Genomic DNA, 21,172 nt, shown 5'->3' with positions numbered 1-21,172 from the left:
TCTACACACTTCGAGAACTGTGCAATACCTGTGGGAGCGGGCATGCCCGCGAAGAAACTGCCACTGATCAAGGTTTGCGAATACGCAACTACCGTATGGGCCTGCTGATTTGTTTGCCAGCCTGAGAGGCGACCTCCAGTGCTTGGCCGTCCCGTTGCTTGCCTTGCCGAGCCAGGCCTTCGAGCTGCGGAATCAGCATGCCCTCCGGCAAATGGCGCCAGAACCGCCCGGGCATGTGCAAGCGCAAGGCGTCGGGGTTGAGGCGGGCGGGGTTGAAGGTATGACGATAGTAGGTGCGCCATAATTCGGCACCAGGGTCTTCGGCGTTGCGGGCCCATTGGCGCCAGGGTTCGGGGCACTGTCGCTGGTAGTCGAATGCCTGGCCATCGAAGCGTATGCCGTCGTGGGCCGTGGCAATCATCCAGCGCAAACGCCCCAGGCGGTCGGCGAAATGCCCACTGGCGCTTTCGAGAATGTCATGCGCCGGCTCGTGATAGGCCACCAGGTCGAGTTGCAGCTGTTCAGCCAATACTTCGGGTAGTGGTACGAAGCGTACAAACGCATGCAGGTGGTGTGCTTCGCGATTGACCTGCTTGATCCGTCTATGCAGCTCACTGCCCAATCGGTCACCCGGCAGCATTGCAGTGCGGTCGCCATGGGCCACCCGCCACAGTACCTCGTAAAGCAGGTTCCAGCGGTGCTCGCCACGGTAGCGGGCCGCCTGTTCCAGCTGGCCGAGCAGCGCCGCAGGCACTTTGGCGCGAAAGGGACCGGAGCCTTCCGGCAGCGCTGTCGGTACGGCCAGCAAATCAGCCACCGGCCCTTGCGCCCAGGTGACCTCCGACGGGTCGATGCCATGCCCCAACAACACCCGGGCCTGGTCACGCCAGGTGGCGAACAGGCCGTCGCAATCGAGCGCGATCATCCCCACAAACCCATCTGCACCGGGGCCTGCGGCTCACGCAAGCGCGCCCTCAGCAGGCCGCTGCGCAGTTCGGCCTGGGGCGGGCGGTAGTCGCTGGTGACAATGAATGGCCGCGCCTTGTCCAGCACGCAGCGCAACTGGATCAGGTCATCGTAGCGAATGCGCCGTTCGCGTCGCAGGGCTACCAGGCGCTGCACGCTGCGCAGGCCGATGCCGGGGATGCGCGCCAGTAGCGCCGGCTCGGCACGGTTCACATCCAGCGGGAACACGTCGCGGTTGGCCAGCGCCCAGGCCAGCTTGGGGTCGATGTCCAGTGCCAGGTTGCCGCTCTGGCCCAGCAGCTCGCCGGCCTTGTAGCCATAGCCACGCAACAGGAAGTCAGCCTGGTACAGACGGTGCTCGCGCAGCAGCGGTGGTGCGGCCAGGGGGACGCTGCCGGGGCTGTCAGGGATGGGGCTGAAGGCGGAGTAGTACACACGCTTGAGGCCGTAGCCTTGGTACAGCGATTCGGCATTGCGCAGCAGTGTGCTGTCGTCGGTGCTGTCGGCCCCGACGATCACCTGGGTGCTTTGCCCGGCCGGGGTAAAGCGCGGCGCCTTGGGTTCGTGGGCCACAGCTTGCTGGCCCTGGTGGATCACGCCCATGGCCTGGCGAATCGTGTGCGCCTGTTTTTCCGGTGCCAGGCGTTTCAGGCTGGCGTCGGTCGGCAGCTCGATGTTGACGCTGAGCCGGTCTGCCAGGCGCCCTGCCTCCTCGATCAGCAACGGGTCGGCATCGGGGATGGTCTTGAGGTGGATGTAGCCACGGAAGTCGTGCTCTTCGCGCAACAGCCGCGCCACACGGACCAGCTGCTCCATGGTGTAGTCCGCCGAACGGATGATGCCGGAGCTGAGGAACAGGCCGCTTATGCAGTTGCGCCGGTAGAAGTCCAGGGTCAGCCGGACCACTTCCTCGGGGCTGAAGCGTGCGCGTGGCACGTTGCTGGATCGGCGGTTGACGCAGTACTGGCAGTCGTAGAGGCAAAAGTTGGTCAGCAGCACCTTGAGCAGCGATACGCAGCGCCCATCAGGGGTGTAGCTGTGACAGATGCCCATGCCATTGGTAGCACCCAGCCCATCAGCCCCGCGCGAGTTGCGTTTGGGCGCGCCGCTGCTGGCGCAGGATGCGTCGTACTTGGCAGCATCGGCAAGGATGCCGAGTTTGGCGATGAGTTGCATGGGTCTGACCTGTGATACTGAATATTCATACAGTATTTTGAGACGTGACGGATTGCAAGTGATTGTGCACTAGCCACGCCCGACCAAATCCGTCATCTAAGCTTGTGGCTGACTTACGGATAGCAACGAGGCAAGGGGGAGGTTATGAGGATCACCATCAAGCCGGTACTGGCGCTGACCGGGCTGGCCTTGGCATTCGGCATGCTCGATGCCCAGGCCGCGGAAACCAGAAGGGTCGATGTCATGCTGGTGGGCGGCGGCATCATGAGTTCAACCCTGGTCGTCTGGCTCAATGAGCTGGAGCCGGGTTGGTCGATGGAAATGGTCGAGCGCCTGGACAAGGTCGCCGAAGAAAGCTCCAACGGCTGGAACAACGCTGGTACCGGCCACTCGGCCCTGGCCGAACTGAACTACACCCCGGAGAAGGACGGCAAGGTCGATATCAGCAAGGCGGTGGAGATTAACGAGTCGTTCCAGGTCACCCGTCAGTTCCTCGCCTGGCAGGTCAAGCAGGGCGTGCTGAAGAACCCGCATTCCTTCATCAACACTACCCCGCACATGAGCTTCGTCTGGGGCGACGACAACATTCGCTTCCTGAAGAAGCGCTACGAGGCGCTGCAGGCCAGTCCGTTGTTCAAGCCCATGCAGTACTCCGAGGACCACGAGCAGATCCGCAAGTGGGTACCGTTGATGATGGAGGGCCGCGACCCCAACCAGAAACTGGCCGTGACCTGGACGCCGATCGGCACCGACGTCAACTTTGGCGAGATCACCCGGCAATACGTGGGCTATCTGCAGACCCGGCCGAACTTCGACCTCAAGCTGTCGACCGAAGTGCAGGCGATCACCCGCAACGACGACGGCTCCTGGCATGTCGAATACAAGAACCTCAAGGACGGCAGCAATGCGGCCACCGACGCCAGGTTCCTGTTCATCGGCGCAGGTGGTGCAGCGCTGCCACTGCTGCAGAAGTCGGGTATCGAGGAGGCCAAGGACTATGCCGGTTTCCCGGTCGGTGGTTCGTTCCTGGTCACCGACAACCCGGCCATCGCCCAGCGTCACATGGCCAAGGCCTACGGTATCGCCGCCACCGGCGCACCACCGATGTCGGTGCCGCACCTGGACACCCGTGTGCTCGATGGCAAGCGCATGATCCTGTTCGGGCCGTTCGCCACCTTCTCGACCAAGTTCCTCAAGCAGGGCTCGCTGCTTGACCTGTTCGCCAGCGCCAGTGTGCACAATGCCTGGCCGATGGTAAGGGTTGGGGTGCGCGAGTTCGACCTGGTGCAGTACCTGATCGGCCAGGTGCTGCAATCTGACGATGACCGTTTCGAAGCGTTGCGCACCTACTTCCCCGAGGCGAAGAAGGAGGACTGGCGGCTGTGGCAGGCGGGCCAGCGGGTGCAGATCATCAAGAAGGACGAAGCATTGGGTGGTGTGCTCAAGCTCGGCACTGAAGTGGTGACGTCCAAGGATGGCAGCATTGCAGGATTGCTGGGTGCTTCGCCTGGCGCCTCGACCGCGCCGCCGATCATGCTCGATGTGCTGAGCAAGGTGTTCAAGGACAAGATGGCATCGCCGCAGTGGCAGGCGAAGATCAGGCAGATCATCCCGTCCTACGGCATCCGCCTTAACGACCACCCGGACCAGGTGCAGAAGGAGTGGGCATACACCAACGAGGTGTTGCAACTGAATCCTCCCGAGGGCGCCGTTACGCCGTAGCAAAGTGCCATGCGGCGACCACCTCGATGCCTGCTTCGCACAGGCACCGTGCAATGTGGTCGCCGGTGAAGCCGGCCACGCCGGTAATCAGTTCGGGCATGCTGGCTGCACCTGGCCGCGGCCGATGCCGTAGTAGGTCAGGCCGGCGGCGGCCATGTGCTCGGGTTCGAACAGGTTGCGCCCGTCGAACACCACCCGGTCGGCCAGTTGTTGCGGCACCTTGTCCAGGTTGAGCACGCGGTATTCCTGCCATTCGGTGACGATCACCAGGGCATCGGCGCCGCGCAGCGCGTCGTCCTTGCACGGTACCAGTTGCAGGTCGGCGCGGGCGCCATAGTGCCGCTGGATTTCCTCCATGGCCTGCGGGTCATGGGCCTGCACCCGCGCGCCGGCGGCCCACAGCGCTTCCAGCAAGACTCGGCTGGAGGCCTCGCGAATGTCGTTGGTATTGGGCTTGAACGACAACCCCCACACGGCGAAGACCTTGCCTCGCAGGCCGCGTGGGTAGTGGCGTTGGATCTTGCCGAACAGCCGGTTCTTTTGCTGCTCGTTGACCGATTCCACCGCACGCAGCAACTGTGGTTCGAAGCCCTCGGCCTCGGCGCTGCGGCGCAGGGCTTGCAGGTCCTTGGGGAAGCATGAGCCGCCAAAGCCGCAGCCGGCATAGATGAAGTCGTAGCCGATGCGCGGGTCCGAGCCGATGCCGCGGCGCACCAGTTCGATGTCGGCGCCCAGATGCTCGGCCAGGTTGGCGATTTCGTTGATGAACGAGATCTTGGTCGCCAGCATGCAGTTGGCCGCGTACTTGGTCAGCTCGGCGCTGCGCGCGTCCATCACCATCAGTTTTTCGCGGTTGCGGCTGAACGGCAGGTACAGCTCGCGCAGCAGCTCTACTTCGGCGGGCTCCGCGCCACCGATGATGATGCGCTCCGGGCGCATGCAGTCATCCACCGCCGAGCCTTCCTTGAGGAACTCGGGGTTGCTGACGACGCGCAAGCGGCTGGTATCGGCCACGGCCTGGGCGATGCGCGCCTTGATGCGGTGCACCGTACCAACCGGCGCGGTGGATTTGTTGACGATCAGCTTGGGGCCATCGGCATGTTCGAGGATGCTGTCGACCACGGCGAAGACGTGCTTCAGGTCGGCGCTGCCATCGGCCTGAGGCGGGGTGCCGACGGCAATGAACTGCACCTTTGCGTAGTTGGCCGCTTCGCTGGCGTCGGTGGTGAAGCGAAGGCGACCGCAGGCCAGGTTCTTCTCCAGCATCGGCGCAAGGCCGGGCTCGAAGATCGGGCAATGGCCTGCATTGAGGCTGGCGACCCGCTCGGCGTCGACATCCATGCACAACACCGAATGGCCCACCTGGGCCAGGCACACTGCCTGGGTGAGGCCGACATAGCCGGTACCGAAAACCGTGACCTTCATCTGACAGCTCCTTGGCGAGAAAGCTGAAAAAAAATGTCACATCGTTGTTTAGAAATTGTTACTCGCGCAGGCGGCTGCCTCTTGGGCGACGTTCCACAGCTGTTGGCGAAACCAGCGGCGCAAGGGGTCGGCGTGGGTGCGTTCGTGCCAGATCTGCATCACCTCGATCGCTGGCAATGTCAGCGGCAGCGGGTACATGAGCAGGTCGTCGTCACGTTCGACGGCTTCGGTGGCCAGCGAGCGCAGGCAGGTGAGCAGCAGATCGGTGCCGCGCAGCAGGCGCATGGGGGCCAGGAAACTCGACAGGCCAGCCACGACCCGCCGTTGCATGCCCTGGCTGCGCAAGGCGCGGTCGACCAGGCCATTGAGGTCGCCGGTGAGGGTGGTAAGCAGGTGGTCGCTGGCAAGGAAGGTATCGAGGTCCAGGCCGTTTTCCAGGCCTGGATGGCTGCGCGAGGCCAGCACTACCAAGTGTTCACTGAGCAGGCGCTGTTGGTGGAAGGTTTCCGGCAGGTCGGTGTAGAACCCGGCAACGGCCAGGTCACAGGTGCCTTTCTCCAGTTCTTCGCGAGGCAGCAGACCGCGGGTGTTGCAGGTGACCAGCGTCAGGTTCGGTGCCTGGCTACGCAGGATCGGCAGCAGCCTGGGCAACAGGGTCTGCTCCACATAATCGGTGCTGTACAGGTGCAGTCGGGCAGGGCGGGCGAGGAAGTCCTGCCCTTCGCAGCGCTCATAAAAACCTTCCAGGCCCACGACCAGGCGTTCTACCTCAGGCGCCAGTTCGTGGGCGCGTGGCGTCGGGGTCAGGCCCCTGGGCGCGCGCACGAACAGCGGGTCGCCAAACTGATGGCGCAGCTTGTTGAGCTTGTGGCTGAGGGCCGGCTGGCTCAGCGCCATGCGCTGGGCGGCGAGGGTGGCGTTGCGTTCCTGGTACAGCACATGGAACAGGTACAGCAGGTTGAAGTCCTTGCTGGAGATATTCATTTTCTGGATCACAGGCATGAGAGCTTTCGAATTATCGAATCATAGCCTTGCCGTTAGCATGCACGCATCCCCGCCAACATGAGCGGACAGCTCTATTTGCCTGATCAGGAGATTGTTGCATGATCAAGATGTCCCGGCTTGCCCTGGCTGTTGCCAGCACCCTGCTTGCCACCGGCGCCCACGCTGCGGCAAAGGGAGAGGTGCTGGTGCTGTTGTCCAGCGAGCACCAGCTGCCCCTGCAGGACGGCAAGCGCTACGCCACCGGCTACTACCTGAACGAATTCGGCGTGCCTGCCGACCAGTTGCTCAAGGCTGGCTACAAGCTGGTGCTGGTTACCCCCAAGGGTAATGCCCCGAGTGTCGACCAGCGTTCGATCGACCCGAGTTACTTTGCCGGCGATGCGGTGGAGATGCGCCGGATCGAGAAGGTCGTGCAAGGCCTGCCGGGCATTGACGATACCCTGTCGGTGAAAGAAGTACTGGCAGGTGACCTGGGCCGCTATGCCGGGCTGTTCATCCCCGGCGGCCATGCGCCGTTGATCGACCTGGCCAGCAACCCGGACGTGGGCGCCTTGCTGCGGCATTTCCATCAAGCCGGCAAGCCTACAGCCGCGATCTGCCACGGCCCCATCGCCTTGCTCTCGGCCCAGCAGGACCCGGCCAGCTACCAGTCGGCGCTGGCGCGTGGTGAAAAGCCGGCAGCCACCGACTGGTTGTACAAGGGCTACAAGATGACCATTTTCTCCGACCCGGAGGAGCAGGTATTCGAAGGTTCGCTCAAGGACCAGCGGCTGCTGTTCTACCCGGCCAACGCCATGGCAATGGCAGGGGGCGACATGGGCTACGCCAAGGCCTGGCAACCCAATGTAGTGGTGGACCGCGAACTCATCACCGGGCAGAACCCGTTCTCGGACAAGGCGCTGGCCAAGGTATTGCTGGAAAAGCTGGCTGAGCAGGCAAAGCCCTCTGGCCTGGGCATCTAGACTTACACGTGGCCTGCAAAAGCAGAGGGGGCGCCTTGATGGCGCCCCCTCTGCTTTGCTGCTTAGGCTTCAGCGTCCCAAGGACGATCGCCTTTTTCATCCTTGACGCGGGTCGGCAGGCCCATGACGTCCAGTGCCTTGAGGAACGGCTCGGCTGGCAGCTCCTCGACGTTGACCATGCGCTTGGCATCCCACTCGCCACGGGCGACCAGCAGGGCGGCGGCCACTGGCGGTACACCGGCGGTGTAGGAAATACCCTGGCTGTCGGTCTCGGCGTAGGCTTCTTCGTGGTCGGCCACGTTGTAGATGAACACTTCGCGCGGCTGGCCATCCTTGGTGCCCTTGACCAGGTCACCGATGCAGGTCTTGCCGGTGTAGCCCGGGGCCAGAGAGGCTGGGTCCGGCAGCACGGCCTTGACCACTTTCAGCGGTACCACTTCCAGGCCTTCGGCGGTTTTCACCGGTTGCTCGGAGAGCAGGCCCAGGTTCTTCAGCACGGTGAACACGTTGATGTAGTGCTCGCCGAAGCTCATCCAGAAACGCACGTTCGGCACGTTGAGGTTCTTCGAAATCGAGTGAACCTCATCGTGGCCGGTCAGGTACAGGTTCTGCGAACCCACCACCGGCAGGTCGTCCGTACGCTTGACCTCGAACATGGTGTTGCTGGTCCACTGGCTGTTCTGCCAGCTCCACACTTGCCCGGTGAACTCACGGAAGTTGATTTCCGGGTCGAAGTTGGTGGCGAAGTATTTGCCATGCGAACCGGCATTGACGTCGAGGATGTCGATCGAGTCAATGCTGTCGAAATACTGTTGCTGCGCCAGCTTGGCGTAGCTGTTCACCACACCCGGGTCGAAACCGACGCCGAGAATGGCGGTAATGTTCTTTGCCTGGCACTCTTCGAGGTGTTTCCACTCGTAGTTGCCGTACCACGGCGGGGTCTCGCAGATCTTGCCCGGCTCTTCGTGGATGGCGGTGTCCAGGTAGGCGACACCGGTATCGATGCAGGCACGCAGCACCGACATGTTGAGGAAGGCGGAACCAACGTTGATCACGATCTGCGATTCGGTCTCGCGAATCAGCGCCTTGGTAGCCTCGACATCGAGGGCATTGAGCGAGAAGGCCTGGATGTCGGCGGGTACCTTGAGGCTACCCTTGGCCTTGACGCTGTCGATGATGGCCTGGCATTTGGAGATGTTCCGTGACGCGATAGCGATACGACCCAGTTCGTCGTTATGCTGCGCGCACTTGTGGGCCACCACCTTGGCGACACCTCCTGCACCAATGATAAGAACGTTCTTCTTCAATTTATCCCTTGCTCCTTACTGAAAGCCGGTCTTACGACAGGCTGGAAACGTAGTCTTCGAAACCGAACTCGCGCACCACTTCGACGCTGCCGTCGAGTTGCTTGACCACGATGGATGGCATTTTCAGACCGTTGAACCAGTTTTTCTTGACCATGGTGTAACCCGCCGCGTCGACGAACGACAGGCGATCACCGATGGCCAGCGGACGATCGAATTGGTATTCGCCGAAGATGTCACCGGCCAGGCACGACTTGCCGCAGACCATGTAGGTGTGCGTGCCGTCGTTGGGGGCCATCTTGGCGTTGAGGCGGTAGATCAGCAGGTCGAGCATGTGCGCTTCGATCGAGCTGTCGACCACGGCCAGGTGCTTGCCGTTGTACAGGGTGTCGAGCACGGTCACTTCCAGCGAGGCGCTGTTGGTGATGGCCGCTTCGCCCGGCTCCAGGTACACCTGCACGCCGTACTTTTCCGAGAAGGCTTTCAGGCGCGCGCAGAAGGCGTCCAGCGCGTAGTCTTCACCGGTGAAGTGGATGCCGCCACCGAGGCTGACCCACTCGACCTTGTGCAGCAGGTGGCCGAAGCGCTCTTCGATGTGCGTGAGCATCTTGTCGAACAGGCCGAAGTCGCCGTTCTCGCAGTTGTTGTGGAACATGAAGCCGGAGATCTGCTCGATCACCTGTTCGACCTTGGCCGGGTCCCATTCGCCCAGGCGGCTGAACGGGCGGGCAGGGTCTGCCAGCAGGTAGTCGGAGCTGCTGACCTGCGGGTTGACGCGCAGGCCACGGACCTTGCCTTCGGACTGTTCGGCGAAGCGCTGCAGCTGGCCGATCGAGTTGAAGATGATCTTGTCGCAGTTCTCGAGCATTTCCTCGACCTCGTCGTCGGCCCACGCCACGCTGTAGGCGTGGGTTTCGCCGGCGAACTTCTGGCGGCCGAGCTTGAGCTCGTACAGCGACGAAGAGGTGGTGCCGTCCATGTACTGTTGCATCAGGTCGAAGACTGACCAGGTGGCAAAGCACTTGAGGGCGAGCAGTGCCTTGGCGCCGGAGTGTTCGCGCACGTAGGCGATCTTCTCCATGTTGCCCAGCAGCTTGGTTTTATCGATGAGGTAGTACGGCGTCTTGATCATTTAAAGGCCCCCGGCCAGGCCGGCCAAAAAAAGGACACGCATTGTGCCTTCACTTGCCGCAGACCGAAAGGGTGGGTTACGCATTTCGTCGTGGTCGACGCTGTTGCGAGAGGATTTTTCCGGTTGCGGCGGGCTCAGTAGAACAGCGGCATGTGACTATCGTAATCAGCAACCGGGTGCCGCAAGGAGAATCCGATGAGTGTTGTATTGGATGGCACCGGCTCCGCCGGTGTTCGCGGGTGAACCCGCTCCCACAGGTTTGGCGCGAGGCTCAGAAAATGCGCGGTTCCTGTGGGAGCGGGCAAGCCCGCGAAGAGGCCGGTACAGGTAACCTCAATCCACCTGCTGCAACCACGCCTGGATCTGCTCCAGCGTGGCGGTAGCCCCGCCACAAACCACCACCAGCACATTCTGGTACTGCGCCAGGGCGCCCGGTGCATAGGCCAACGCCAAGGCTGCTCCACAAGCTGGCTCCACCAGCACGCGATGGTCCAGCAGGAACCGCTCGCAGGCTTCCAGCGCAGCGCGGTCACTGACCAGGTGGCTGTGCACCGGATGCTCCTTCACGCACACCAGCGCCTGGTCAGCCACACGCTTGGCCCCCAGCGAGGTCGCCACCGAGGCAATATGTTCCAGCTCCACCGAATGCCCCGCCTGCATGGCCGCATGCAGCGATGCCGCGCCCTCGGTTTCCACCGCCAGCACCGGCACATCGCCCCAGCCGTTACGCTGTAGCCCCTCGACCACACCACTGAGCAAACCACCACCGCCTACCGACAACACCACGGCATCCGGTTTCACGCCGGCCTCGGCGACTTCATCCACCAGGCTGGCATGCCCGGCCCACAGCAGCGGGTCGTCGAATGGGTGGATGAAGGCGTCATCCGGGCCGACCAAGGTCTGCGCCAGGGCGTTGGCCTCTTGCCAGGAGCTGCCATGCACCACCACCTTGGCGCCCTCCAGGCGCAGCAGATCTTTGGCTCGCTCGGTGGTAGTCTCGGGCACTACCACGGTCACCGGCACGCCCAGCTTGCGCCCGGCATAGGCCACTGCCAGGCCCGCGTTGCCGCCCGAGGAAGACACGAAGTGCCGCGCGCCACGGGCATGGTGCACCTCGCAGGCATGGCCCACGCCGCGCAGCTTGAACGAGCCGCAGGGCTGCAGGGCATCGAGCTTGAGCCAGACGTTGCTGTCCGCGGCCAGCGACAGCGGGCGGGACTCGATCAGGGGGGTATGGATATGCAAGGTCATTGGCTGGCTCCGCGCAGTTGCTCGAGATAGTTGTAAACGGTGTAGCGGGTCACACCCAGGGCGCTGGCGGCCTTTTCCACGCCGCCCTTGACGATGAACAGGCCACGCTCCTGCATCATGCGCACGGCCTCGACCTTGGCCTGCTTGTTCATCCGCCCTTGGCCGCTGCGCTGCAGGGATGCCTGGATTATCTCGCTCATCAGCAGTTCCATGTCGGCGGGTTCACTGACGGCAGGTGTGGCCCCCAGCGGCTGGAACTGCTGAAGAAAGTTCATGGCGGCGTCCAGGCCGGTGACGTCGGTGTTGACGCAGAGGCTGGCGAAGGGGTGGCCGCTGCTGTCACGGAAGATGGCCGTGGCGCTGCGCAGTGTGCGGCCCTTCAGCGTGGTGGGGTAGTCGGGCAGCACCACCGGCTCGCAGCCGTGCTGATCGGCCGAGGCCTGCATCAGTGCCTTGAAACCCTGGTCCTGTTCCGGGGCGGCGAGGATTGGGCTACCGACGCTGCGCCCGGAAAGATGGCCGTTGACGATCGCCACCACGGAGTGTTCCGGGTGGTCGAGGTCGTGCAGGAGGATTTCCATGTTGCGCGCGGCAACGCTGCCCAGGGCCTGGATGGCGGCCTTGAGGACGGTGAGGGTGAGCTGGCGTTCTTCGCTTGGGGTGATAGGCATGGCAGATCGCAAAATCAACGTTTTGTGTATTTTTACACATAAAGTTGAATTAGGCGATTTGCTTTTCCAGCCCCATTCGCGGGTAAACCCGCTCCCACAGGGACCCCACGGTATTCAATACCTGTGGGGTCCCTGTGGGAGCGGGTTTACCCGCGAATGGGCCGCAAAGCGGCCCCTTTAACCCTCAGCCCAGGGGCGGGGTACGCGGTGGGATCATTCGACGCGACCCGGTCGCCTCGAAGGCTGCACCAAAGCTCAGCAGCGCATTGTCGCTGTAAGCCCGGCCAGCAAAGGTCAGCCCCACCGGCATGCCGATATCGGCCATCACGCCCATTGGCACGGTCACGGTAGGCACGCCCAGGTGACGGATCGCCAGGTTGCCGTTGGCCACCCAGATACCGTTGCTCCAGGCGATGTCCGCCGATGCCGGGTTGACGTCGGCATCCGCCGGGCCCACGTCGGCCACGGTGGGGAACAGCACCGCGTCCAGGCCCATGTTGTCCATCCAGTCTTCCAGGTCCATCTTGCGGGTCTGCTCCAGGCCGCGCAGGCCGTCGGGCAGGGTCTCGATCTGGTCCCAGGTCTTCAGGCCACGCTTGGCCATGTTGACGTACTCGTCCATGCCAGCGGCCAGGTCGTCCTCACGGTTGGGCAGGGTGCCCGGGTCGTGGGGGAAGATCTGCGGCCCGTCGACATCGGCCAGGCGGTTGAGCCTGGGGTCATCGTTGGCGCGCAGGAAGTCGTCGAAGGCCCAGCCCGACAGCTCCCACAGCTCGTCATGCAGGAATTCCTTGCTGACGATGCCGCGGTTGTACACGGTCGGTGCCCCCGGGCGGTCGCCTTCGCAGTTGGACACCAGCGGGAAGTCCACTTCCAGTACTTCGGCACCAGCCGCCTCCAGTGCCTGGCGGGCCTGCTGCCACAGGTCGATCACCGTGGCGCGGGTGTGGATGCGCTGGCCAGTCGGGCCGCCGATGCCTGGCTTCTCGGAAGTACCGGCTTCGGCATCGGCATTGATGTACATGCGTGGCACGCCAAAGCGCTTGCCCTTGAGCGCGCTGGCATCCACGGCCAGGTCCAGATACGAAGCCGGGCGCACAGTCGAAGCGGCCGGGATTGGCACCCAGGGTTGCAGGCGCCACAGGTCGCCGCGCTTGTCAGCGTCGTCGGCTACGACCACGTCGAGGATTTCCAGCAGGTCGGCCATGGTACGGGCATAGGGAACCACCACGTCCATGGTCGGTGTGAGCGGCCAGTTGCCACGCACCGAAATCACCCCACGCGACGGGGTATAGGCGCACAGGCCGTTGTTGGACGCCGGGCCACGGCCGCTGGACCAGGTTTCTTCGGCCAGGCCGAAGGCACTGAAACTGGCGGCAGTGGCGGTGCCGGCACCGTTGGACGAGCCCGAGGCGAACGGTGCGGTCAGGTAGTTGGCGTTGTACGGGCTTTCGGCGCGGCCATACACGCCGCGCTGCATGCCGCCGTTGGCCATGGGCGGCATGTTGGTCTTGCCCAGGCACACGGCGCCGGCGGCGCGCAGGCGTTCGATGGTGAAGGCGTCGCGCTGGGCCACCAGGTCCTTGAAGGCAGGGCTGCCGGAGGCAGCGGTCAGGCCTTTGACCAGGTAGCTGTCCTTGGCGGTGTAGGGGATGCCGTCCAGCGGGCTCAGGACCTGGCCTTTGGCGCGACGGGCGTCGGAGGCTGCGGCCTCATTCAGCGCCTCGGGGTTGCGTACCACAACGGCGTTCAGGGCGGTGGCGGTGTCGGCGCCATCGTAGGCGTCGATGCGCGCCAGGTAGGCCTGGACCAGCTCGACCGCCGTCGTGCGGCCCGACTCGAGCGCATCGCGCAGCTCGGCAATGGAAACCTCGGTTACCTCGATCATGCGTTCACCAAAAAATGTGCAGGTGGGGGCTAATGCGAGGAGTGTACAAGAAGGGCTTGGCGGGCGCAGGTTTGCGCGGGGGCAAACGGTTTTTTGCAGGCGAGCATTGTCGGGTCTTCCCGAGTCGTCCCACCACCCCTTCGAGTATCACCATGCAGGCGGCTTCAGCCGCAAAAGGGCCCTTGCAGGCCACCGATCAATGCGGCCCGCGCGGAATGGTCTTCAGCAGGTCTTCCGGGCTGATGTGCCCAACCACCTGGGCCACCGCGCTGCCCGGGGTCGGCAGGTCGATGATGTGGCTTTTCATCTTGCCGATCACGTGCATTTCGCACGGCTTGCAGTCGAACTTCAGGGTCAGCACTTCATCACCCTGGATCAGCTGCATCGGCGCCACCTTGGTGCGCACGCCGGTCACGCCCTTGGCCTGCTTGGGGCACAGGTTGAAGGAGAAGCGCAGGCAGTGCTTGGTAATCATCACCGGCACTTCGCCGTGCTCTTCATGGGCCTCGTAGGCTGCGTCGATCAACTGCACGCCGTGGCGGTGGTAGAAGTCGCGGGCCTTCTGGTTGTACACGTTGGCCAGGAACGACAGGTGCGACTCTGGGTAAACCGGCGGTGGCGTGGTCTCGGCCTTGCGCCCGCCTCGCGGGTGCGCCTGCACCCGTGCTGCAGTCAGCGCCTCGATGGCTTCGCGGCGCAGGGCCTTGAGCTGCGAGTTGGGGATGAAGTAAGCCTGCGGGGCGTCCAGCTCGATGCTGTCGGCGTGGTACATGGTGGTGCCCAGCTGGCCGAGCAGGTCGTGCAGCTGGTCCAGCGCCTGCTGCGGCTTGTTGGCCGGGCCGAACGGGCCTTCCAGAGCCACTTGCGTGCTCACGCCTTCCTCGCTGGTGACGGTCAGCACCAGGCGTTGCTCGCGCAGTACCGCGTGCCATTGCACGCCGACGCGGCGCTCGGCCGAGGTGCGTTGCAGGGCCTGCTGCCAGTTGTGGTCGAGGTTGCGCGACAGCGGGTGGTTGGGCCGCAGCTTGTGCAGGCCTTCAGGCATTTCGTTGGGCTCGACGCGGTAGCGGTAGCGCTTCTCGCCGTCTTCCTCGAATTCGCCACGCGGTTCGGCGATGTTGGCACGGAAGCCCACCACCTCACGCTTCACCAGCACGTTGAGGCCGTCGCCGTTGGTCAGCGGCACCTCGGTGACCACCTGCATGTCACGCTTGCCGACCTTTTCCACCACGCCCACCGGCAGGCCGGTGAAGGTTGGCGAGTCGAAGGCGCCGATGTCGACCTTGCGGTCGGTGACGAAGTAGTCGGTGCTGCCGCGGTGGAAGGTCTTGTCCGGGTCGGGCACGAAGAAGTGCTGGGTGCGGCCGCTGGAGGCACGGGCCAGCTCCGGGCGGCCTTCGAGAATGGCGTCGAGTTCCTTGCGGTAGTGGGCGGTGATGTTCTTCACATAGGCCACGTCCTTGTAGCGGCCTTCGATCTTGAACGAGCGTACGCCGGCGTCGACCAGGTCAGCCAGGTTGGCGGTCTGGTTGTTGTCCTTCATCGACAGCAGGTGCTTCTCGAACGCGACCACGCGGCCCTGGTCATCCTTCAGGGTGTAGGGCAGGCGGCAGGCTTGCGAGCAGTCGCCGCGGTTGGCGCTGCGGCCGGTCTGCGCATGGGAGATGTTGCACTGGCCGGAGAAGGCCACGCACAGCGCACCGTGGATGAAGAACTCGATGGCGGCGTCGGTTTCGGCGGCGATGGCGCGGATCTGCTGCAGGTTCAGCTCACGCGCCAGCACCAGCTGGGAGAAGCCGGCCTGGTCGAGGAACCTGGCCCGTTCCAGGGTGCGGATGTCGGTCTGGGTGCTGGCGTGCAGCTCGATCGGCGGGATATCCAGCTCCATCACCCCCAGGTCCTGCACGATCAGTGCGTCGACACCAGCGTCGTACAGCTGGTGGATCAGCTTGCGCGCGGGCTCCAGCTCGTTGTCGTGGAGGATGGTGTTGATGGTGGTGAACACGCGTGCATGGTAGCGATGGGCGAACTCGACCAGTTCGGCGATATCGCTGACTTCGTTGCAGGCGTTATGGCGCGCGCCGAAGCTCGGGCCACCGATGTAGATGGCGTCTGCGCCGTGCAGGATCGCTTCGCGGGCGATGGCCACGTCACGGGCAGGGCTGAGCAGTTCCAGGTGATTCTTTGGAAGGGACATGTCGTTATAGGTTCGGGCTGTCACGGTTTAGGCGGGCATTGTAGCGGCGAAACGGGCTGGCGGCATCATCGGGGTGCCGAGAGGTGTACTGCCTGCACCGGCCCTTCGCCGGCAAGCCAGCTCCCACAGGTACTGCACAGGCTTGAGGGCAGCGCGGTCGAGGTGGGAGCTGGCTTGCCGGCGATAGGGCCCTTGAAGGTGAATCAGCGCTTGGCAGCCATTGCGGTCACTTCCACGCGCATGCCTTCGAACGCCAGTGCAGCCACGCCCACGGCGGCGCGTACCGGCCAGGGCTTGCTGAAGAAGCGCTGGTACACCTCGTTGAATGCCGCGCGGTCGGCCATGTCGGTGAGGTAGATGGTCAGGTGCAGCACGCGGTCCATGCCGCTGCCGGCCTTCTCCAGCGCCACTTTCAGCGCCTGCAGGGTGCACTCGCTCTGCTCGACGATGCCGCCCAGTTCCAGGCTGCCATCGGCGTGGGTCGGGATCTGCGTGGTGACCAGCACGCCGTTGTATTCGGCAACGTCGGAGGAAATCGACTCGGCGTCCGGGTCCGGGGTGTAGATGATGTCTGCTTGTGCCATGGTGTGTCTTGCCTTGCTACGGAAGGAAAGCGGCAAGCCTACGCGAGCGCGCCGGCACGGTCGAGGGCACCCCGGTGTTTGAAATGCGCGGCGTTCGCCGTCAGAATCGCGGCCGATTGCAAAGCAGGGGTTTACGTTGAACGAACAGACATTGTCCAGGCGCCTGGAGCGCGTGGCTGCACAAGTACCGCAAGGCGCGCGCCTGGCCGACATCGGCTCGGACCATGGCTACCTGCCGGTGGCCTTGATGCTGCGCGGCGTGCTGGACGCGGCGGTAGCGGGCGAAGTGGCGCAGACGCCGTTTGCCTCGGCCCAGCGCAACGTGCGCAGGAACGGCCTGGAAGGGCGGGTCAGCGTGCGCCTGGCCAATGGCCTGGCAGCGGTCGAGGCGGAAGACCGCATCACGGTGATCAGTATCTGCGGCATGGGTGGCGACACCATGTGCGAAATCCTCGAGGCCGGCAAACAGCGCCTGGCTGGCGTCACACGCCTGGTGCTGCAGCCCAATGGCGCCGAGCGCGAACTGCGCCAGTGGCTGATGGGCAATGGTTACCGGATCGTCAGCGAAGAACTGCTGCGGGAGAACCGCTTCGACTACGAGATCATCGTCGCCGAGCCGGGCGGGGCGGCGTACACCGCTGAACAGCTGTACTTCGGCCCGGTGTTGCTGCAGGAGAAAAGCGAGGCGTTTCTGGTCAAGTGGCGGCGCATGCTGCGGCAGAAGCAGCAGACCCTGGCCAACTTCGAGCGGGCCCGCGGTGCGGTGCCTCAGGCGAAAATCGACGACTTCAGGCAACAGGTCGGCTGGATCACCGAGGTGCTGGCCTGACTCACTGCTGCGAGCAGTTGCCCATTTCCCGGTAGTCGATTTCGCGCTTCTGGCCCTGGTGGTCGACATACACCATGTGCGCGGTACCAACCTGGCAGTCGGCGGCGTTGCTGGGCGGGGTGATGGAGATGACCTTGGCCACGTCCAGCGGCATGCCGTATTCGTAGTTGCTGCTGCTGACCGGCTGGTTGCTGCCGGTGTCGGCAAGGGCACCGAACGAGGCGAGGGCAGCGGTAACAGCAAGGACAGCGATCGAACGTTTCATGGCAGGCTCCTTTTTTCAATGTATGACTAATGATCCATTCATTGGTCATCCACAATAAATGGGCTAACCCGTGATAGATTCCTGCCTGTAACGCAAGAATAAGACCGAACAAGGAGCACCTTCATGGACATGCTGCATGCCATGCGTACCTTCGCCCGTGTGGTGGAATGCGGCAGCTTCGCTGCGGCCGCCAATGCCCTGGATATTTCCGCGGCGCAGGTTTCGCGTATCGTTGCCGAGCTGGAAAACCAGCTGCAGACCCGCCTGCTGCACCGCACCACGCGGCGTTTGCGCATGAGCGAGGCAGGCGAGCGGTTTCTCGAGCGCGCGCGGCAGATCATGTTGCTGACCGAAGAGGCGGTGGGTGAAGCCCGTGGCGCGCACCTCACGCCCCGCGGCCGCCTGCGCTTGCATTGCCCGCACGGGATGGGCCTGTTGCTGATGCCGCTGGTGGCCGGCTACAACGCATTGTGCCCGGAGGTGGTGATCGAACTGACCCTGTCCCAGCGCAACCCCGACCCGCTGGCCGAAGGGCATGACGTGGTGATTACCGTGGACGGTGCGTTGCCGGATTCGCAGCTGATCGCTGTGCCGCTGGGCAACATTTTCAGCATCCCCTGCGCGGCGCCGAGCTACCTGTTGGCCCACGGCGTGCCAGAGCGCCCGGAAGACCTGCACCAGCACCGTTGCCTGCGCATGGCTTATCCGATGTACGAAGGTGACTGGGTGTTCCCGCAAGGGGTGGACCAGTGCGTGATCGCACCGAACGACAGTTTTTCCACCAACGTCGCCGACGCCATGCTGGTGGCCAGCGAGCTGGGCATGGGCATTGGCCTGCTGCCGTTCTACACCGCCAGCCAGGCGATCGAGCAGGGGCGGTTGTGCCGCTTGCTGGCGCCGTATCGCCTGCGCGAGAGCGCGCTGTATGCGATTTACCCGTCACGGCATTACCTGGATGCCAAGGTGCGCACCTGGATCGACTACCTCAAGGAGCAGTTGCCGGCACTGTTCGAGGGGCATGCCAGGGTGGTGGATGATTCGCGGTATTGGCGTTGAAGCACTGATCTGCTTTTTGGGGGCAACTTCTTGCACTGCCTGTACTGGCCCTATCGCCGGCAAGCCAGCTCCCACAAGGTACTCCACAGGTCGCGAAGGCGGTGCAGTGCCTGTGGGAGCTGGCTTGCCGGCGATGGGCCGCACAGCGGCCCCAGTATCCCGTCTGATTACAGCGGGTAGTGCTTCAACTCCCGCGCAATCAGCATCCGCTGGATCTCGCTAGACCCTTCATAGATCTGCGTGATCCGCGCATCGCGGTAGTAGCGCTCGACCGGGTAATCCTCCAGGTAACCATACCCGCCATGCACCTGGATCGCCATCGAGCACACCCGCTCGGCCATCTCCGAGGCGAACAGCTTGGCCTGCGAAGCTTCCGACAGGCACGGCTTGCCGGCGCTGCGCAGGCGCGCGGCATGCAGGATCAGCAAGCGCGCGGCATTCACCTGCACCTGCATGTCGGCCAGCAGGTTGGCGATGCTCTGGTGTTCGTTGATCGGCTTGCCGAACTGCACCCGATCACGCGAGTAGGCCAACGCCGCCTCGAATGCGGCGCGGGCAATGCCCAGTGCCTGGGCAGCAATGCCGATACGGCCACCCTCGAGGTTGGACAGGGCGATGGCCAGGCCCTTGCCACGCTCACCGAGGATGTTGGCGGCAGGGATGCGGCAGTTGTCGAAGGTGACCGCGCAGGTGTCGGAAGCGCGGATGCCCATCTTGTGCTCGCTGCGATCGACCTTGAAGCCCGGGTTGTCGGTGGGCACCAGAAACGCCGACAGGCCCTTTTTGCCCAGCTCCGGGTCGGTCACCGCGAAGACGATGGCCAGGCCGGCGCGGCGAGCGTTGCTGACGAACTGCTTGGCACCGTTGATTACCCACTGGCCATCCACCAGTTCGGCGCGGGTGCGCAGGTTGTGCGCCTCGGAACCGGCCTGTGGCTCGGTCAGGCAGAAGCAGCCGATCACCTCGCCGGTGGCCAGGCGTGGCAGCCACTGCTGTTGCTGTTCGGCCGTGCCATAGGCCAGCAGCGGGCCGCAGCCCACCGAGTTGTGGATGCTCATCATCGCTCCGGTGGCGCCGCAGCCGGCGGCGATCTCTTCCACCGCCAGGGCGTAGGCGACGTAGTCGGTGTAGCTGCCGCCGAAGTCTTCCGGCACCACCATGCCCAGCAGGCCCAGTTCGCCCATCTTGCGTACCACGCCATCGTCGATCCAGCCGGCCTTTTCCCAGGCCTGGGCATGCGGGGCGATCTCGCCACGGGCAAAGTCCCGGGCCATGTCGCGGATCATGATCTGTTCTTCGCTCAGTTCCAGGTCTTGCATCTGTGTACTCCCGGGCTCACAGGCCTTCGAAGAATTGGTCGACCTGCTGGCGGTGCAGTGCGGCCAGGGTCGGAGGGTTCCAGCGTGGCTGCTTGTCCTTGTCGATGATCAGCGCGCGCACGCCTTCGATGATGTCGCCGTGCTGGAACCACTGGCGGTCCAGGTGCAGCTCCATGGCAAAGCAGTCGTCAAGGCTCAGGTGGCGACCCCGGCGCAGCATCTCCAGAGTAACCGCCATGGCCAGCGGCGAGCGGCTTTCCAGCTGGTCGGCGGTGGCTACCGCCCAGGCGTGGCTGTCGCCAATGCTCACCGCACGCAGTTGCTCGACGATGGCGGGCACGTCGGGCAGGGCGAAGAAGTGGTCGATGACCGGGCGCAGTTTTTCCAGCGGCGCATCGTCGAGCACCTGGGTGCCGAGCTTGGCCAGCAGGTTCTGCAGGTCCTTGAGTGGCTGGTCGCCGAAGTGCAGCTGGTCCAGGCCCTGGTCGAGGGCTGCCAGCTGGTCGCTGGCCAGGTACCAGTCGGCCAGGCCGCAGTACAGTGCATCGGCTGCCTGGATCTGGCTGCCGCTGACCCCCAGGTAGGTGCCCAGCTCGCCAGGGATGCGCGACAGGAAGTAGCTGCCACCCACATCCGGGAAGTAGCCGATTGCCACTTCGGGCATGCCCAGGCGGCTGCGTTCGGTGACCACGCGCAGGTCGCAGCCCTGGGCCAGGCCCATGCCGCCACCGAGGGTGAAGCCGTCCATCAGCACCAGCACCGGCTTGCGGTAGCGGTGGATGGCCAGGTCGAGGGCGTATTCCTCGACGAAGAAGGTTTCATGCAGCGTTTCGCCGGCCTTGAAACTGTCGTGCAGCGAGCGGATATCGCCACCGGCGCAGAACCCTTTCGGGCCTTCGCCACGCAGTACCACGGCGTGCACGTGCGGGTCTTCGGCCCACTGGTCAAGGTGCTGGCGCAGGCTGCGGACCATGTCCAGGGTCAGGGCATTGAGGCCGGCGGGGCGGTTCAGGGTCAGATGGCCGATCTGGTTGCGGACCTCGGCCAGCACATGGTCGGTTGCCGAGGTATGAGCGTGCGCAGTCATTGCGTTCTCCCTGCTTTGTTATTGATTTTCCAAGTGAAGTCTGGAGTTCGCTGGAGGATCGCAGGATCCTGTCATGCGAATTTGCCTTGCACAATCGACAAATCTGCAGGGGGATTCTGCATTTTTGTCTTGTGTAGCGATAACGCCACTCTAGCAAGGTTTCAGGTTGGCCGGGCTGGCCCTATCGCCGGCAAGCCAGCTCCCACAGGTACCGCACAACTTTCAAGGCCTGCGCTGTACCTGTGGGAGCTGGCTTGCCTGCGATAGGGCCATGAGCGACAGCGCATATGCTAAATCGTTACCCTGACCGTAACGATTAGTGCCTGAGCTTGA

19 protein-coding genes are annotated in these 21,172 nt (G+C 63.8%); 4 read left to right on the top strand and 15 right to left on the bottom strand.

Annotation, left to right across the window (positions count from 1 at the left end; all coding sequences use genetic code 11):
• Positions 1-88 precede the first annotated feature (88 nt).
• Together AC2T3R_RS14650 and AC2T3R_RS14645 are read right to left on the bottom strand one after the other, a co-directional pair.
• Positions 89-931: a TIGR03915 family putative DNA repair protein gene (locus AC2T3R_RS14650; RefSeq protein ID WP_043935670.1), complete on the bottom strand. Its 843-nt coding sequence runs from the start codon at positions 929-931 to the stop codon at positions 89-91.
• The gene (locus AC2T3R_RS14645; RefSeq protein WP_013972894.1) at positions 922-2,142 is read right to left on the bottom strand and encodes a putative DNA modification/repair radical SAM protein; all 1,221 of its coding nucleotides are present in this window, start codon (positions 2,140-2,142) and stop codon (positions 922-924) included. The genes AC2T3R_RS14650 and AC2T3R_RS14645 overlap by 10 nt, the downstream gene beginning before the upstream one ends.
• Before the next feature lie 144 nt (positions 2,143-2,286).
• Between AC2T3R_RS14645 and mqo the strand changes: the two genes are divergently transcribed.
• Positions 2,287-3,864: a malate dehydrogenase (quinone) gene (mqo, locus tag AC2T3R_RS14640; RefSeq protein WP_486743843.1), complete on the top strand. Its 1,578-nt coding sequence runs from the start codon at positions 2,287-2,289 to the stop codon at positions 3,862-3,864.
• On the opposite strand, the gene AC2T3R_RS14635 is transcribed toward mqo, so the two are convergent.
• Genes AC2T3R_RS14635 through AC2T3R_RS14625 form a run of 3 tightly spaced genes read right to left on the bottom strand, consistent with a single transcriptional unit; the run spans position 3,854 to position 6,273 of the window.
• Entirely contained in the window at positions 3,854-3,964 is a 111-nt protein-coding gene (locus tag AC2T3R_RS14635; protein WP_486743842.1) for an NAD-dependent epimerase/dehydratase family protein, read from the bottom strand. The two genes, mqo and AC2T3R_RS14635, sit on opposite strands and share 11 nt — an antisense overlap.
• Positions 3,952-5,289: a UDP-glucose dehydrogenase family protein gene (locus AC2T3R_RS14630; protein ID WP_013972892.1), complete on the bottom strand. Its 1,338-nt coding sequence runs from the start codon at positions 5,287-5,289 to the stop codon at positions 3,952-3,954. The genes AC2T3R_RS14635 and AC2T3R_RS14630 overlap by 13 nt, the downstream gene beginning before the upstream one ends.
• A gap of 48 nt (positions 5,290-5,337) precedes the next feature.
• Positions 5,338-6,273, bottom strand: coding sequence for a LysR family transcriptional regulator (locus AC2T3R_RS14625; RefSeq protein WP_486743841.1), 936 nt, complete (start codon positions 6,271-6,273; stop codon positions 5,338-5,340).
• A 119-nt stretch (positions 6,274-6,392) separates the two neighbouring features.
• Here AC2T3R_RS14625 and AC2T3R_RS14620 point away from each other — a divergent pair, with 119 nt between their 5' ends.
• Entirely contained in the window at positions 6,393-7,256 is an 864-nt protein-coding gene (locus AC2T3R_RS14620; protein WP_486743840.1) for a type 1 glutamine amidotransferase domain-containing protein, read from the top strand.
• A gap of 62 nt (positions 7,257-7,318) precedes the next feature.
• On the opposite strand, the gene AC2T3R_RS14615 is transcribed toward AC2T3R_RS14620, so the two are convergent.
• The 7 genes from AC2T3R_RS14615 to AC2T3R_RS14585 form a co-directional block, all read right to left on the bottom strand.
• A complete protein-coding gene (locus tag AC2T3R_RS14615; RefSeq protein WP_003248123.1) occupies positions 7,319-8,563 on the bottom strand; it encodes a saccharopine dehydrogenase family protein in 1,245 nt (414 codons plus the stop codon).
• A gap of 31 nt (positions 8,564-8,594) precedes the next feature.
• Entirely contained in the window at positions 8,595-9,692 is a 1,098-nt protein-coding gene (gene nspC / locus AC2T3R_RS14610; RefSeq protein ID WP_280044612.1) for a carboxynorspermidine decarboxylase, read from the bottom strand.
• A gap of 333 nt (positions 9,693-10,025) precedes the next feature.
• Entirely contained in the window at positions 10,026-10,943 is a 918-nt protein-coding gene (locus tag AC2T3R_RS14605) for a pyridoxal-phosphate dependent enzyme (protein WP_410953288.1), read from the bottom strand.
• On the bottom strand, positions 10,940-11,614 hold the full coding sequence (locus tag AC2T3R_RS14600; RefSeq protein ID WP_367245024.1) for a helix-turn-helix transcriptional regulator: 675 nt from the start codon (positions 11,612-11,614) through the stop codon (positions 10,940-10,942). The genes AC2T3R_RS14605 and AC2T3R_RS14600 overlap by 4 nt, the downstream gene beginning before the upstream one ends.
• Before the next feature lie 184 nt (positions 11,615-11,798).
• Positions 11,799-13,502, bottom strand: a complete 1,704-nt coding sequence (locus tag AC2T3R_RS14595) for an amidase (protein WP_410953287.1) — start codon at positions 13,500-13,502, stop codon at positions 11,799-11,801.
• A 196-nt stretch (positions 13,503-13,698) separates the two neighbouring features.
• Positions 13,699-15,699: a peptidase U32 family protein gene (locus tag AC2T3R_RS14590; RefSeq protein WP_015270614.1), complete on the bottom strand. Its 2,001-nt coding sequence runs from the start codon at positions 15,697-15,699 to the stop codon at positions 13,699-13,701.
• A gap of 203 nt (positions 15,700-15,902) precedes the next feature.
• Positions 15,903-16,283 carry a RidA family protein gene (locus tag AC2T3R_RS14585; protein WP_015270613.1) on the bottom strand — a complete coding sequence of 127 codons (381 nt, stop codon included), beginning with the start codon at positions 16,281-16,283 and terminating at the stop codon, positions 15,903-15,905.
• Positions 16,284-16,419: 136 nt separating this feature from the next.
• Here AC2T3R_RS14585 and AC2T3R_RS14580 point away from each other — a divergent pair, with 136 nt between their 5' ends.
• Positions 16,420-17,112 carry a tRNA (adenine(22)-N(1))-methyltransferase gene (locus AC2T3R_RS14580; RefSeq protein ID WP_486743839.1) on the top strand — a complete coding sequence of 231 codons (693 nt, stop codon included), beginning with the start codon at positions 16,420-16,422 and terminating at the stop codon, positions 17,110-17,112.
• Position 17,113: 1 nt separating this feature from the next.
• On the opposite strand, the gene AC2T3R_RS14575 is transcribed toward AC2T3R_RS14580, so the two are convergent.
• Positions 17,114-17,377, bottom strand: a complete 264-nt coding sequence (locus AC2T3R_RS14575; protein WP_015270611.1) for a DUF2790 domain-containing protein — start codon at positions 17,375-17,377, stop codon at positions 17,114-17,116.
• 123 nt (positions 17,378-17,500) lie between these two features.
• Here AC2T3R_RS14575 and AC2T3R_RS14570 point away from each other — a divergent pair, with 123 nt between their 5' ends.
• On the top strand, positions 17,501-18,433 hold the full coding sequence (locus tag AC2T3R_RS14570; protein ID WP_013972881.1) for a LysR family transcriptional regulator: 933 nt from the start codon (positions 17,501-17,503) through the stop codon (positions 18,431-18,433).
• A gap of 167 nt (positions 18,434-18,600) precedes the next feature.
• On the opposite strand, the gene AC2T3R_RS14565 is transcribed toward AC2T3R_RS14570, so the two are convergent.
• Both AC2T3R_RS14565 and AC2T3R_RS14560 read right to left on the bottom strand, forming a co-directional pair.
• Positions 18,601-19,752 (bottom strand): acyl-CoA dehydrogenase family protein, encoded by a 1,152-nt coding sequence (locus AC2T3R_RS14565; RefSeq protein WP_003258582.1) that lies wholly within the window; start codon positions 19,750-19,752, stop codon positions 18,601-18,603.
• A 16-nt stretch (positions 19,753-19,768) separates the two neighbouring features.
• Entirely contained in the window at positions 19,769-20,839 is a 1,071-nt protein-coding gene (locus tag AC2T3R_RS14560; protein WP_038409732.1) for an enoyl-CoA hydratase/isomerase family protein, read from the bottom strand.
• Positions 20,840-21,172: the final 333 nt, after the last annotated feature.

The sequence above is a fragment of the Pseudomonas sp. PVC-5-1 genome (genome assembly GCF_057444345.1).
The sequence above is the reverse complement of the archived record's forward strand: the minus strand, read 5'-3'. Positions and strand labels throughout refer to the sequence as shown.

What these genes read in the sequence shown, in the direction of transcription:
- AC2T3R_RS14630 (WP_013972892.1), bottom strand. Translation starts at nt 5,289, where the DNA reads ATGAAGGTCACGGTTTTCGGTACCGGCTATGTCGGCCTCACCCAGGCA.
- AC2T3R_RS14600 (WP_367245024.1), bottom strand. Translation starts at nt 11,614, where the DNA reads ATGCCTATCACCCCAAGCGAAGAACGCCAGCTCACCCTCACCGTCCTC.
- AC2T3R_RS14625 (WP_486743841.1), bottom strand. Translation starts at nt 6,273, where the DNA reads ATGAATATCTCCAGCAAGGACTTCAACCTGCTGTACCTGTTCCATGTG.
- nspC (WP_280044612.1), bottom strand. Translation starts at nt 9,692, where the DNA reads ATGATCAAGACGCCGTACTACCTCATCGATAAAACCAAGCTGCTGGGC.
- AC2T3R_RS14635 (WP_486743842.1), bottom strand. Translation starts at nt 3,964, where the DNA reads ATGCCCGAACTGATTACCGGCGTGGCCGGCTTCACCGGCGACCACATT.
- AC2T3R_RS14565 (WP_003258582.1), bottom strand. Translation starts at nt 19,752, where the DNA reads ATGCAAGACCTGGAACTGAGCGAAGAACAGATCATGATCCGCGACATG.
- AC2T3R_RS14570 (WP_013972881.1), top strand. Translation starts at nt 17,501, where the DNA reads ATGGACATGCTGCATGCCATGCGTACCTTCGCCCGTGTGGTGGAATGC.
- AC2T3R_RS14595 (WP_410953287.1), bottom strand. Translation starts at nt 13,502, where the DNA reads ATGATCGAGGTAACCGAGGTTTCCATTGCCGAGCTGCGCGATGCGCTC.
- AC2T3R_RS14605 (WP_410953288.1), bottom strand. Translation starts at nt 10,943, where the DNA reads ATGACCTTGCATATCCATACCCCCCTGATCGAGTCCCGCCCGCTGTCG.
- AC2T3R_RS14590 (WP_015270614.1), bottom strand. Translation starts at nt 15,699, where the DNA reads ATGTCCCTTCCAAAGAATCACCTGGAACTGCTCAGCCCTGCCCGTGAC.
- AC2T3R_RS14575 (WP_015270611.1), bottom strand. Translation starts at nt 17,377, where the DNA reads ATGAAACGTTCGATCGCTGTCCTTGCTGTTACCGCTGCCCTCGCCTCG.
- AC2T3R_RS14585 (WP_015270613.1), bottom strand. Translation starts at nt 16,283, where the DNA reads ATGGCACAAGCAGACATCATCTACACCCCGGACCCGGACGCCGAGTCG.
- AC2T3R_RS14560 (WP_038409732.1), bottom strand. Translation starts at nt 20,839, where the DNA reads ATGACTGCGCACGCTCATACCTCGGCAACCGACCATGTGCTGGCCGAG.
- AC2T3R_RS14620 (WP_486743840.1), top strand. Translation starts at nt 6,393, where the DNA reads ATGATCAAGATGTCCCGGCTTGCCCTGGCTGTTGCCAGCACCCTGCTT.
- AC2T3R_RS14645 (WP_013972894.1), bottom strand. Translation starts at nt 2,142, where the DNA reads ATGCAACTCATCGCCAAACTCGGCATCCTTGCCGATGCTGCCAAGTAC.
- mqo (WP_486743843.1), top strand. Translation starts at nt 2,287, where the DNA reads ATGAGGATCACCATCAAGCCGGTACTGGCGCTGACCGGGCTGGCCTTG.